Source organism: Pseudokordiimonas caeni (genome assembly GCF_026719705.1).
GTDB classification, from domain to species: Bacteria; Pseudomonadota; Alphaproteobacteria; order Sphingomonadales; family Kordiimonadaceae; genus Gimibacter; species Gimibacter caeni.
Window position 1 is genome coordinate 1,255,324 of sequence record NZ_JAPPRR010000001.1, and the last position, 12,437, is coordinate 1,267,760.

The 12,437-nt window shown below is 60.4% G+C and carries 11 protein-coding genes; 7 read left to right on the plus strand and 4 right to left on the minus strand.

The window, feature by feature from the left end:
• Positions 1–22: 22 nt before the first annotated feature.
• From OU694_RS05730 to phoB, 7 genes are all read left to right on the plus strand, one after another.
• The gene (locus OU694_RS05730) at positions 23–1,303 is read left to right on the plus strand and encodes an ATP-binding protein (protein WP_308910022.1); all 1,281 of its coding nucleotides are present in this window, start codon (positions 23–25) and stop codon (positions 1,301–1,303) included.
• Positions 1,304–1,460: 157 nt separating this feature from the next.
• On the plus strand, positions 1,461–2,531 hold the full coding sequence (locus OU694_RS05735; RefSeq protein WP_308910023.1) for a substrate-binding domain-containing protein: 1,071 nt from the start codon (positions 1,461–1,463) through the stop codon (positions 2,529–2,531).
• Positions 2,532–2,627: 96 nt separating this feature from the next.
• Positions 2,628–4,007 (plus strand): phosphate ABC transporter permease subunit PstC, encoded by a 1,380-nt coding sequence (gene pstC, locus OU694_RS05740; protein WP_308910024.1) that lies wholly within the window; start codon positions 2,628–2,630, stop codon positions 4,005–4,007.
• 10 nt (positions 4,008–4,017) lie between these two features.
• Positions 4,018–5,337 (plus strand): phosphate ABC transporter permease PstA, encoded by a 1,320-nt coding sequence (pstA, locus tag OU694_RS05745; protein WP_308910025.1) that lies wholly within the window; start codon positions 4,018–4,020, stop codon positions 5,335–5,337.
• A gap of 29 nt (positions 5,338–5,366) precedes the next feature.
• A complete protein-coding gene (gene pstB, locus OU694_RS05750) occupies positions 5,367–6,161 on the plus strand; it encodes a phosphate ABC transporter ATP-binding protein PstB (protein WP_373460259.1) in 795 nt (264 codons plus the stop codon).
• Positions 6,162–6,181: 20 nt separating this feature from the next.
• Positions 6,182–6,895 carry a phosphate signaling complex protein PhoU gene (phoU, locus tag OU694_RS05755; RefSeq protein ID WP_308910026.1) on the plus strand — a complete coding sequence of 238 codons (714 nt, stop codon included), beginning with the start codon at positions 6,182–6,184 and terminating at the stop codon, positions 6,893–6,895.
• A 14-nt stretch (positions 6,896–6,909) separates the two neighbouring features.
• On the plus strand, positions 6,910–7,605 hold the full coding sequence (phoB, locus tag OU694_RS05760) for a phosphate regulon transcriptional regulator PhoB (RefSeq protein WP_308910027.1): 696 nt from the start codon (positions 6,910–6,912) through the stop codon (positions 7,603–7,605).
• 3 nt (positions 7,606–7,608) lie between these two features.
• On the opposite strand, the gene OU694_RS05765 is transcribed toward phoB, so the two are convergent.
• The 4 genes from OU694_RS05765 to OU694_RS05780 all read right to left on the minus strand — a co-directional run bounded on the left by OU694_RS05765 (position 7,609) and on the right by OU694_RS05780 (position 12,400).
• Positions 7,609–8,457: a nicotinate-nucleotide--dimethylbenzimidazole phosphoribosyltransferase gene (locus OU694_RS05765; protein ID WP_308910028.1), complete on the minus strand. Its 849-nt coding sequence runs from the start codon at positions 8,455–8,457 to the stop codon at positions 7,609–7,611.
• A gap of 127 nt (positions 8,458–8,584) precedes the next feature.
• The gene (locus tag OU694_RS05770; RefSeq protein WP_289502531.1) at positions 8,585–8,986 is read right to left on the minus strand and encodes a helix-turn-helix domain-containing protein; all 402 of its coding nucleotides are present in this window, start codon (positions 8,984–8,986) and stop codon (positions 8,585–8,587) included.
• A 267-nt stretch (positions 8,987–9,253) separates the two neighbouring features.
• A complete protein-coding gene (pepN, locus tag OU694_RS05775) occupies positions 9,254–11,905 on the minus strand; it encodes an aminopeptidase N (RefSeq protein WP_308910029.1) in 2,652 nt (883 codons plus the stop codon).
• Between the two features lie 3 nt (positions 11,906–11,908).
• Positions 11,909–12,400 (minus strand): Lrp/AsnC family transcriptional regulator, encoded by a 492-nt coding sequence (locus tag OU694_RS05780; protein WP_308910030.1) that lies wholly within the window; start codon positions 12,398–12,400, stop codon positions 11,909–11,911.
• Positions 12,401–12,437 lie beyond the last annotated feature (37 nt).

The following is a 12,437-nucleotide window of genomic DNA, read 5'->3' on the forward strand; positions in this document are numbered from 1 at the left end:
CCGTGAACAGAGCCAGGCACCCATGGAACCCGCAGACAATAGCTACAAGAGCCTCCTCAGCGAACGCTCCGTTATCGCGGTTCTGGTGCTGTTGCTTGTCCTCATGTGGACCCTCGGGCTGACGACACCTGCCACCGTCATCACGGTCGGTGGTGCGGCAATCGTGCTGCTGGTGCAGCTTGAAGGCAAGCGGCGGCTGGATATCCTGCGCGCCCGTCATGCTGCTCACCCGGAGCCTGAAGAAGTGCAGACGGAAGGAACCATGTCGATGCGCGCCCATGCGCTGAACGGCCTGCCCTCGCCCGTGCTGATCGTTGACGACCAGCACAAGATCGTTTTCGCCAACGATGCCGCAACCGCGTTTCTTGGCGCCAATCTTGTCGACGAAGACGTATTCCTTTTCCTGCGCCATCCGCGCATCGTGCAGTCGGTAGACGCGGCCCTCACGGACGGCCCGCAACTCGCCGGTTCGCTGCGTTATACCGCAGCACATGATCGCAGCTTCGATATCACCATCGCCCCGCTTGCCGAGCGTTCGGCGCGCGGCGGACGGCAAGCCATGATCTATTTTTACGAGGTCACGAGCCTTCTCAGGACCGAGCAGATGCGCGCCGATTTCGTGGCGAATGCCAGCCACGAGCTGCGCACGCCGCTTTCGTCTGTGATCGGCGCCATCGAAACGATCCAGGGCCCTGCCCGTGACGACCCGGATGCCACTCAGCGGTTCCTTTCGATCATGCAGAAGGAAGCCGAGCGTATGGCCCGGCTGATCGATGACCTTCTCTCGCTGTCGCGGATCGAGATGTCGCGCCATGTGGCGCCGGACACCCAGTTCGAGATTGGCCTCGTCATCGGCAATGTGATCAATGCGCTTGTCGGTCAGGCTGGCGAGCGTGATATCGTTATTTCCAACGAAGTCGCGGCTGGCCTGCCGAGCGTTCGCGGTGACGATGACCAGATCACGCAGGTGCTGCTGAACCTTCTGATGAATGCCATCAAATATGCCAATCGCGGCACCACCGTGCATGTGAAGGCCGAGCTTATGCCGGGCGCAGCGAAGGTACGCATCGCGGTGGCAGATGAAGGCCCCGGGATCGCGCCCGAACACCTGACACGCCTCACCGAGCGCTTCTACCGGATCGATACGGCACGTTCGCGCAAAATGGGCGGCACGGGCCTCGGCCTCGCCATCGTCAAGCATATCCTTTTACGTCATGAAACAAATCTCGACATCAGGAGCGAAGTCGGCAAAGGCTCGTCCTTCGCCTTCGTCCTGCCCGTTTCAAAAAGTGACGCAAAATAAACAGGTTAGCCAATTGTTACAGTCTGTCATGAAACTGTAACACAGGCATTGTACCAAGGGAGCACCCGAGAAAGCCAGTCGGACGGGCCGCATCCAGCACCCGGTATCACCAGATTGGCCGCTCACCGCGTTACGATAACAATCGGAGCCACCAGAAATGAAAAAGTATCTCCTTGGCACTATCGCCGCCCTCGCCTTCATTGGCTCGACGGGTGCGCATGCTCAGTCGCGCGACCAGATCCGCATTGTCGGCTCCTCGACCGTATTCCCCTTCTCGACCGCCGTGGCGGAAGAGTTCGGCCGCACCACCAACTTCAAGGCCCCGATCGTTGAATCGACCGGTTCCGGCGGCGGCCTGAAACTTTTCTGTGGTGGCGTCGGTACGGCACACCCCGACATCACCAACTCCTCGCGCCGCATCAAGCAGTCGGAAGTTGATATGTGCGCCGCCAACGGCGTCAGCGAAATCGTCGAAATGAAGATCGGCTTTGACGGCATCGTGATGGCTGCTGCCAAAACCTCGCCCTCGATGACGCTTGCGCTGCATCACATCTATCTTGCGCTCGCAGCTCAGGTCCCGGCTCCGGGCACCGATGGCGGTGAAGGCCACCTGATCCCCAACCCATTCAAGCGCTGGAACGAGATCGACCCGAGCCTGCCGAACGAGGAAATCGTCGTCCTCGGCCCGCCGCCGACCTCCGGTACCCGTGACGCCTTTGTCGAACTCGCGCTAGAAGTCGGCTGCGACTTCTTCAAGGGCAATGCCGCGCTCAAGAAATCGAACGAGAACAAGCACAAGCAGGTCTGCCAGACCGTTCGTGAAGACGGCGCCTATGTTGAAGCTGGCGAGAATGACAACCTGATCGTCCAGAAGCTTCAGGCTGATGGCCGCGCTGTCGGTGTCTTCGGCTACAGCTTCCTCGACCAGAATAGCGACGTCCTGCAGGCCTTCCCGGTTGCCAAGGATGATGCCGAAGCCGTCGAGCCGACCTTTGAAGCCATCTCGTCGGGCGACTATCCGGTTTCGCGTTCGCTTTATGTCTATGTGAAAAAAGCGCATGTTGGCGTTGTGCCCGGCATCAAGGAATTCCTGACCGAATTCACGAGCGAAGCAACCTGGGGTGACATGGGCTATCTGGCCGACCGCGGCCTGATCCCGCTCCCGGAAGACGAGCGCGCCACGGTTGCGGAAGACGTTGCCGCCCTCAAGCCGCTCAGCCTGAAGTAACAGCATTATCGAAAGCGGGGCGGAGACAAACCGCCCCGTTTCCCCACTGCCTGAAACGGCCTATACTACCAGTCGGCCAGCACCCGGAAAGACCAGATGACCAGTTCAGCCATCTCCGTCATCATCCTGCTTCTCTCGCTTGCCGCCTTTGCCGCCGGACGGCAGCGGTCGCTTGCCACCGTTGGCGGTCGCCGTAGCGACCTGCACAGCCTGCCCCGCCACTATGGCTATTTCGCCGCGTCCCTCGTTATCCTGCCAAGCACCCTGATCCTCGTTCTGTGGCTCACCTTCGGCGACTTCGTGCTGGAGCGGATGACCATGAATTCAATTCCGGAAGGGGCAGTCGCCACCGAAGGTGTTGAAGACCATCTGGTGCTGAACCGCGTCCGTATCGCTGTCGATCAGGGTGACCGGGTTGAAAAAGACCCGACGATCCTCGCGGCCGCCAAGTTTTACCGTGAAGCCCACGGAGAAGCTGTCTGGGTTACCTTCGCTGCAGCTCTTCTTGCAGGCCTCGCGGGTCTTGCCTTTGCCCTGAAGGCGACAAGCCCCGAATTCCGCGCCCGCAACAAGGTCGAGACGATCATGCGTGTGGTGCTTATCGCCTGCTCGACGCTTGCCGTTCTCACCACTGTCGGTATCGTTGCCTCGCTGCTTTTCGAAAGCCTGCGTTTCTTCCAGCAGGTGCCGATCAGCGAATTCCTCTTCGGCCTGAAATGGAGCCCGCAAACCGCGCTGCGCGCCGACCAGGTCGGCTCATCCGGTGCCTTCGGGGCTGTGCCCCTGTTTGCCGGCACGCTGCTGATCAGCCTTCTGGCCATGGCGGTTGCTGGCCCCATCGGGCTGCTCGCTGCAATCTATCTGACCCAATATGCAAGCGGCCGGGTCCGCGCCGTGGCGAAACCGGCCCTTGAGATCCTCGCAGGCGTGCCGACCGTGGTTTACGGCTTCTTCGCCGCCCTCACGATAGCGCCACTTTTCCGCGACATGGGGCTGAGCGTCGGGTTGGATATCGCCAGCGAAAGCGCGCTTGCAGCCGGCGTCGTGATGGGCATCATGATCATTCCGTTCGTCTCGTCCCTGTCTGACGATGCGATCACTGCCGTGCCGCGCAGCCTTTCCGATGGTTCGCTTGCCCTTGGTGCCACGCCTTCGGAAACCATCCGCAAGGTGATCCTGCCCGCGGCGCTCCCCGGCATTGTCGGCGCGTTTCTGCTGGCCGTGAGCCGCGCCGTTGGCGAAACCATGATTGTGGTGATGGCCGCCGGCATGCAGCCAAACCTGACGGCCAACCCGTTCGAAGCGGTCACGACCGTGACAGTGCAGATTGTCGCCCTGCTGACCGGTGACCAGGAATTTGACAGCGCCAAGACACTTTCCGCCTTCGCGCTCGGCCTCGTCCTTTTCGTCGTCACCCTTTTCTTCAACATGATTGCGATCCGCGTCGTGCGGAAATATCGCGAGATTTACGATTGAGGCCCGCTCCATGACGACGCCCTCGAAAATCGACAGTCCGACCCTGTGGGACAGCAAGGAAATGCAACGGCGCACGGCGCGCCGCTACCGGCAGGAACGCATCTTCCGCGCCGCCGGCCTTGGTGCAGTGGCAATCTCTGCGCTCTTCCTTGTTGTGCTCCTCGGCAATATCATCAGCCAGGGCACCGGCGGCTTCTTCCAGACGTATATCGAGACGGAAGTCGAGCTTCCCGTGAAGGTGCTCGGCGACCCGCGCACCATGACCCCGGAAGAGTTTGCCAATTCGGTACGCCGCGCCAACATGCTGGGTCTCGTTGCCAAGTCGCTTGAGGAAACTTTCCCCGAAGTGACAAGCCGCAGCGAAAAGCGGGCGCTTATCAAGATCTTCAGCACCGGCGTGCGTGGCCAGCTTGCCCAGTTCGTGACCGAAAACCCAAATGTTGTCGGCACGCGCCAGAAACTTTGGCTGCTTGCTTCTGATGATATCGACCAGGTGGTGAAGGGCAATATCGATACCGAGACCGACGAAGGAGACCGCCGGGTTTCCGACCGCGAACTGGCTTGGCTGCAGAAACTTGAAGATGCCGGCCGCGTGGATGTGAAATTTCACACCACCTTCCTGACGTCGGGCGACAGCCGCAACCCGGAAATGGCGGGCGTTTGGGGTGCGGTCGTGGGCTCGGCGCTCACGCTGTTTGTAACGCTGATCCTCGCGTTCCCCGTTGGTGTGCTGACGGCCATCTATCTTGAAGAATTTGCGCCGCAGAACCGCTTCACCGATTTCCTTGAAATCAACATCAACAACCTCGCAGCCGTGCCGTCGATCGTCTTCGGTCTTCTGGGCCTTGCCGTCTTCATCGGCACTATGCACCTGCCGCGCTCGGCGCCGCTTGTCGGCGGGTTTACCCTTGCGCTCATGACGCTGCCGACCATCATCATTGCCAGCCGCGCCGCCATCAAGGCAGTGCCGCCGTCGATCCGCGATGCAGCCCGCGGCCTTGGCGCGTCGCCGATGCAGGTGATTTTCCACCATGTGCTGCCGCTTGCGATGCCCGGCATCCTGACCGGCACCATCATCGGCATGGCGCAGGCGCTCGGTGAAACCGCGCCGCTCCTGATGATCGGCATGGTCGCCTTCATTGTCGACATTCCGTCCGGCATCACGGGCGCCGCCACTGCCCTGCCCGTGCAGGTCTATCTCTGGGCGGATAGCCCGGAGCGGGCCTTTGCCGAAAAAACTTCAGCCGCCATCATGGTACTGTTGTTTTTCCTCATCATGATGAATGCGGTAGCCATCAAACTGCGTCAGAAATTCGAACGGAAATGGTAATGTCCGCTATGCCTGATCAACTGTCCCGGATGACCGAAGCGATGCCTGAAGTGACCCAAACCACCCGTACCCCGAAAATGGCCGCAAGGGACGTCCATGTCTATTATGGCGAAACCCATGCTGTGAAAGGCGTGAACCTTGACCTGCACCAGGATGAGGTAACAGCCCTGATCGGCCCGTCGGGTTGCGGCAAATCCACCTTCCTGCGGTGCCTCAACCGCATGAACGATACCGTTGCCACCTGCCGTGTCGAAGGTTCGATCACGCTTGATGGCAAGGATATCTACGACAACAAGATCGATGTGGTGCAACTGCGCGCCCGTGTCGGCATGGTGTTCCAGAAACCGAACCCCTTCCCGAAATCGATCTATGAAAACGTCGCCTACGGCCCGCGCATCCACGGCCTTGCCGAAACGCGGCTCGATCTTGACGAGATCGTCGCCACGAGCCTCGAAAAAGCCGGCCTCTGGAATGAGGTGAAGGACCGCCTCGATACCCCCGGCACGGCGCTTTCGGGCGGTCAGCAGCAGCGCCTTTGCATCGCCCGGGCGATTGCCGTGAACCCCGAGGTGATCCTGATGGACGAGCCCTGCTCGGCCTTGGACCCCATCGCCACGGCGCGCGTCGAGGCGCTCATCGAGGAACTCAAGGGCCGCTACGCCATCGCGATCGTGACCCACAGCATGCAGCAGGCTGCCCGTATCTCGCAGAAGACCGCCTTCTTCCACCTCGGCAACCTTGTCGAGATGGGCGAAACCACGCAAATCTTCACCACCCCGCGCGAGGAACGCACGCGCGATTATATCACTGGCCGGTTCGGCTAAGGACGGGTGAGGGAAAAACCATGGAACATATCGTGAAATCATACGATGCGGAAATTCGCGAACTGAGAAGCCTGATCAGCCGTATGGGCGGTCTGGTGGAAGACCAGCTTTCCGCCGCCATCACGGCACTTTCTGAATATGATGTCGAACTGGCCGCCAAGGTGAAAGCCGGCGACCGCCAGATCGATGACCTTGAAATCCAGGTGGAAAACACTGCCGTTTCGATCTTCGCTCGCCGTGCCCCGGTAGCCGATGACCTGCGCGAGATCATCTCCAGCCTCAAGATGTCGGCGGTGTTAGAGCGCGCCGGCGACTATGCCAAGAATATCGCCAAGCGGACCATCGCCATCGCCCAGGAACGCCCGGTCGGCTTCCCCCCGACAATCGTGCAGATGAGCGAGCTTGCCGCCACCATGCTGCGCGACGTGATGGACGCCTATGTCCGCCACAATGCCGATGCAGCCATGGATGTGTGGTACCGCGACGAGCAGCTCGACAATCTGCATAACACCGCCTACCGGCAACTGATCGCCCGGATGGTGGAAATGCCGGATCATATCAACACCTGGACCCACCTTCTGATGATTGCCAAGAATCTGGAACGCATCGGCGACCAGACAACCAATCTGGCGGAACAGATCTATTACAGCGTCAAAGGCACGATCCTTGAGGATACGCGCCCCAAGCATGACCTGACGAGCTCGGTAACGTCCGGGCCCGACGCCAGCGCCTGAAATGGAGTGAAAGCTTGAAGACGAAGATCCTGCTTATCGAGGATGACGAGAATATCTCGGAACTCGTGAAATATAACCTGACCCGCGCCGAATTCTCCGTGATCACGGCGGCGGACGGGGAAGAGGGCCTGCTTCTGGCCACGGAAGAATCGCCTGACCTGATCCTCCTGGACTGGATGCTGCCCAATCTTTCAGGGCTTGAAATCTGCCGTCGGCTGCGCCGCAACAACAGCACAGCCCACACGCCGATCCTGATGCTGACGGCCCGCGCAGACGAGCCCGACCGTATCCGCGGTCTCGAGACCGGCGCCGATGATTATATCACCAAGCCCTTCTCGCCGAAGGAACTGGTGGCACGCATCCAGGCGGTGCTGCGCCGGGTGCGCCCAGCACTGGCAGCCGAGCAACTGCGCTTCAAGGATATCGTGCTCGATAACGTTTCCCATCAGGTGACCCGCGCCGAAAAGCCGGTCCATCTGGGGCCGACCGAATATCGGCTGCTGCGCCACTTCATGGAAAATCCTGGCCGGGTCTTCAGCCGCGAGCAGCTTCTGGACTCGGTCTGGGGCTATGACGTCTATGTGGAGCCGCGGACCGTGGACGTGCATATCCGCCGCCTGCGCAAGGCAATCAACGGCGACACGCTGCCTGATTATATCCGTACCGTCCGTTCGGCCGGTTACGCCCTCGACACGACAAACAGTATCTGAGGGTCAGACAAGACTTGCCGCTGCGGCCAGCAGCCCGGCGGCAAGCGCAGCATCGGCACCGGGGCCTGCCCCGCTTGATTGCGACAAAAGCGGCGTAAGACCCATCCGGGCCGCCGCTTTTTCCATTTCTGCGGTCTCTGTGGCGGCAAGCCGGCAGTGACTGATGGCGGCAGGCGACAGGGTATAGAGGACGGCTGCCGCTGAGAGGGCGGCTGCACCGTCAAGGATCACCGCCAGCTTCTGCATGCGCGCCGCCAGGATGGCGCCGATCAGTGCCGCCACCTCGCGACCAGCATAGTGACGGGCGAGTTCAAGCGGGTCGCCTCTCTCGCCTGCCTTCTCAAGCACCGTCAGCAGGGTCGCTGCATGCGCTTCCCCCCCGAAAGCGAGCGCGGAAAGACCCAGCACATTGCCACCAGCCGCCACCGCTTCCATCCCGAACGCCGCCGCCGCCATCATGTCACGGGCCGACCATGTCGGCGCCTCAACATCCACACGGTGAGGCACGGTCGGCGCCAGTTCGAGGATGCGCAGGCCCACCCCACCCGGCTTGCACAACTGGTTCACAGGCGCCGTGCCCTTGGATGCCTCGGCGATGAAGCCCGTGATGGCTTCGGGGTCTGCGCCGTCTTCATAGCTCGATGCCAGAAGGCAGATATGGGTCTCCCGCGTCGCCGGATGCTCGCCCCCGGCCACGGAGGCAAGCCATTCGGCGATATCGGGCATCGCACCCGTCACTATCCCCTTGACCGCCAGATGCTGCCGCACATGGCGACCGGCGCAGTCGTCGAGCGCAGGAAGGCGGTCGATCAGGGTGCGAAGGTCATCGAAAGGGGAGGCATTGGTCTGCATGGCGGCATCCGGGCATATGATTGAAACGCGTCATTTCTATAGAAGCCGCCTCGCCTGCCTGCAAACGGAAAAGGCGTGCCAAGCGTGGCACGCCTTCCAATTCGGATCGGATGTTCAAAGGGCGCAGTCAGACCCCGTGTTCATCCATGCCGCTGGCCAGTAGCCTTGCAAGGCCGAGAACCTTCTTGCGGACGCGCGGGTCAGCAATACGGTAGTAGGCTTCGACAAGTTCAAGAGTTTCCTGCTTCTCGAATGCGTCAGCATCCAGACCTTCCGGTACAGGGTTGTAACCGGACAATTTGGTTTCGGCGCCTTCGAAAAAATAGGCTACAGGCACATCAAGCGCCGCAGAAAGCCGGAAAAGGCGGCTCGAACCGATGCGGTTCGTGCCTCTTTCGTATTTCTGCACTTGCTGGAAAGTGACCCCCAAGTCTTTACCAAGCTGCGTTTGAGATAGGCCCAGCATTTTCCGTCTTGCGCGCACACGTTGTCCAACGTGTACGTCAACCGGATCGGGACTTTTCATCATTGCTTGCTCTCCAGTTAGGTTGGCAATGGTATTATAGGCTGCATCTCTTACCATCGCCAGTATCTTGTCGGCCCTGTGCGGCATACGAACAGGCTGACAAGGCGGCCTATTTCCTCACGTTGAGCTTTCGTGCAGATATTTCAAGGGATAAGTCTGCAATCGCCACCGGATACAATCGCAACCGGTGGCAGCCGATTGCAATCGGAACAGGGTGTATCAAAATGGAACAGAATCAGGCAGCCGATTCACAACCGACGCTATAGAGCACTACCCCTTCAAGGACTTGCTCGCGAGTTCGCGTACATCGTCACTCAACTTGGGCTCGTCGAGGATGAAGCGCAGCGAGTCGAGCATCATGCGCTGCCGTGTAGGGGTCAGCTTGGCCCAGCGGCCGAGCGGTGCTACCAGCCGGGCGGCTATCAGCGGGTTGATCTTGTCCACGGCAAGGATGGTTTCAGCGAGAAAGCGATAGCCCTGCCCGCCCGCTTCATGGAACCCCGCCTGATTGAGCATGGTGAAGCTGGATACCAGCGACCGCAGCCGGTTCGGATTCTTCAGCGTGAAGGCCGGGTGACGGGCCAGCTCGCGCACCTTTTGCACGGTGTCGGCCCGGCGGCTTGTTGCCTGCACGGCAAACCATTTGTCGAGGACTAATGGCTCGTCTTTCGAGCGCTCGTAGAAATCGGCAAGGATCTCATCGCGGCAAGCAAAATCGCTGTCGCTGACGGCAGAAAGTGCAGCGATGCGATCGGTCATATTGTCCGCCGCCTCGTAATGCGCCTTCACCAGCGCTTCGCCGGCAGGCCGGCGCGCCAGGAACTGCAGCAGCAGGTTCGACAAGCGCCGCGCCGAACGCGCCGCCCCGTCCTGCCTGTAGCCACCATTCGTGCGAAGGCTATCGTACCGCGCCTGCATCTCGGCCTCATAGCGGGCGGCCAGATCGTTGAGCGTGGCTTCGCGCGCCGCATGCAGATGGCCGGGCTCCAGCACGTCCATCATCTGGCCAAGCTCGACCTCGCCCGGCAGCGTCAGAAGCTCGGCAAGGAAGGCCGGGTCCAGCGTATCGTCGGTAAAGAGGCTGCCGGCGGCATCGCTGAAAGGCGTATCGGCGGGCGCGTTGCGGCCTTCAGCAAGGGTAGCCGTCAGGCCCGGCACCTGATCGCGCGCAAGCGTCTGAGCGGCTTCCCAGCGGGCGAACGGATCGCTGTCGTGCCGCAGGAGAAAGGCGAGGTCGTCGCGGGTCAGGTCGCTTTTCAGCAGCACGGGGGCGGTGAAGCCGCGCAGGAGACTCGGCACCGAACCTTCGGGCACGTCCTTGAAAGTGAAGCTCTGCCGGGCTTCCTGGATTTCAAGGAGGCACCCGTCATCCCGCCAGTTGCCACCCGAAACGGCCGGCGTGATCGCCTGCCCGTCCGGCCCGATCCAGCCGATCATGAACGGCATATGGAACGGCTCCTTCACAGGCTGGCCCGGCGTTGGCGCGGTTTCCTGCTCGATTGTCACGGTAACCTCATTGCCGTTACGGGCGCGCGAAACACTCAGCACCGGCGTGCCGGCCTGCGAATACCAGCGCTTGAACTGGCTGAGGTCCTTGCCCGACGCATCGGCCATGGCGGCGGCGAAGTCGTCACAGGTGACAGCCTGCCCGTCGTGCCGCGCGAAATAGAGGTCCATGCCCTTGCGGAAGGCTTCAGCACCGATCAGGCGGTGCATCATGCGGATGACCTCGGCGCCCTTGTTGTAAACGGTGACGGTATAGAAATTGTTGATTTCCACGTACCGGTCCGGTCGTACCGGATGCGCGAGGGGGCCGCTGTCTTCCGGAAACTGGTGCGAGCGCAGGATGCGCACGTCCTCCAGCCGTTTGACGGCGCGCGAGCCCATGTCGGCCGAAAATTCCTGATCGCGGAAAACGGTCAGGCCTTCTTTCAGGCTGAGCTGGAACCAGTCGCGGCAGGTAACACGGTTGCCGGTCCAGTTATGAAAATATTCGTGGCCGATGATGCCTTCAACACTGTCATAGTCCCGGTCCGTGGCCGTCTCCGGGCTCGCCAGCACACATTTGGTGTTGAAGATGTTCAGCCCCTTGTTCTCCATGGCGCCCATGTTGAAATCGCCAACCGCCACGATATTGAAAAGATCCAAATCATATTCAAGACCATAGACTTCTTCATCCCACTTCATGGATCGCTTTAACGATTCCATGGCATGGTCGCACTTGTCGAGATCGCGCGGCGCGGCATAGATATTGAGCGTTACCTTACGCCCTGAAGCAGTCGTAAAGCTGTCTGTAATATGGCCCAGATCGCCAGCGACAAGAGCGAACAGATAGCTCGGCTTCGGGAACGGATCTTCCCATTCCGCATAGTGGCGGCCCTCGCCCAGATCACCGGCGGCCACGGGATTGCCGTTTGACAGCAGCACCGGACAGGATGCCTTGTCCGCCTCGATCCGCACACGATAGCGTGCCATCACGTCCGGGCGGTCAGGGAAAGCGGTGATTTGGCGGAATCCTTCGGCCTCGCACTGGGTGCAGAACATGTCGCCAGAACGATATAGCCCTTCAAGCTTCGTATTGCTTTGCGGCTTGATGCGGGTGACGACCTCAAGCGTACCTTCGGGCCCTGCCCCTTCAACCGTCAGCGCACGTTTGCCCCGGCTGAAACCAGCCGGTGCGCCGTCAAGTTTCACCGAAACGATTTCCAGCATGTCGCCGGCGTCCAGCATCATAGGGGCGGCAAGGTCACCCTGACGCCTGAATTTGCTGGTTGCAGTGATATCCGCGTGGGTATCGAAAAGGCGGAAGGTCAGATGGATGTCGGTAACGACCGTTTTGGGCGGTTCGTAATCGGCCAGAAAGATTTCCACCTTGTGTTCGGACTGTGCCTCGGTGCCGTTTCTGACCGCCTGATCCATCATTTCCTACTTGCCTCTTCGTTTGCCCTTCGAGCTGTCGTCGACATAATCGAGCGGGAGGGCTGTTGTGTATTTGATGCGTTCCATCGCGAAGGAAGAGCTGACGTCGGTCAGCTTCACCCGCTTGATGAGTTCCTTGTAGAACTTGTCATAAGCTGCCATGTCCGGCACCACAACCCGCATCAGATAGTCGATCTCGCCGCTCATGCGGTATAGTTCGACAACTTCCGGGAACTCGCCCACAAGGCGGGCAAACTCATCAAGCCATTCCCAGTTATGCTCATTGGTGCGGATCGCAACAAACACATCCAAGGGCACATTGACCATGTTCCGGTCAACCAGTGCCACCCGCGCAGTGATATAGCCTTCCTGTTCCAGCAACTGGATGCGGCGCCAGCAAGGCGTAGTCGAGAGCCCGACGCGCGATGCAATTTCAGCGGTGCTTAACGTGGTATCCTGTTGCAGCAGATCAAGGATCTTGCGGTCAATCTCGTCCATAATACCCCCAACAACTCGTTTGGCGCAGTGTTAGCCC

Coding starts and splice junctions, on each gene's coding strand:
- OU694_RS05730 (WP_308910022.1), top strand. CDS start 23: ATGGAACCCGCAGACAATAGCTACAAGAGCCTCCTCAGCGAACGCTCC.
- OU694_RS05735 (WP_308910023.1), top strand. CDS start 1,461: ATGAAAAAGTATCTCCTTGGCACTATCGCCGCCCTCGCCTTCATTGGC.
- pstC (WP_308910024.1), top strand. CDS start 2,628: ATGACCAGTTCAGCCATCTCCGTCATCATCCTGCTTCTCTCGCTTGCC.
- pstA (WP_308910025.1), top strand. CDS start 4,018: ATGACGACGCCCTCGAAAATCGACAGTCCGACCCTGTGGGACAGCAAG.
- pstB (WP_373460259.1), top strand. CDS start 5,367: ATGACCGAAGCGATGCCTGAAGTGACCCAAACCACCCGTACCCCGAAA.
- phoU (WP_308910026.1), top strand. CDS start 6,182: ATGGAACATATCGTGAAATCATACGATGCGGAAATTCGCGAACTGAGA.
- OU694_RS05765 (WP_308910028.1), bottom strand. CDS start 8,457: ATGCAGACCAATGCCTCCCCTTTCGATGACCTTCGCACCCTGATCGAC.
- OU694_RS05770 (WP_289502531.1), bottom strand. CDS start 8,986: ATGATGAAAAGTCCCGATCCGGTTGACGTACACGTTGGACAACGTGTG.
- pepN (WP_308910029.1), bottom strand. CDS start 11,905: ATGATGGATCAGGCGGTCAGAAACGGCACCGAGGCACAGTCCGAACAC.
- OU694_RS05780 (WP_308910030.1), bottom strand. CDS start 12,400: ATGGACGAGATTGACCGCAAGATCCTTGATCTGCTGCAACAGGATACC.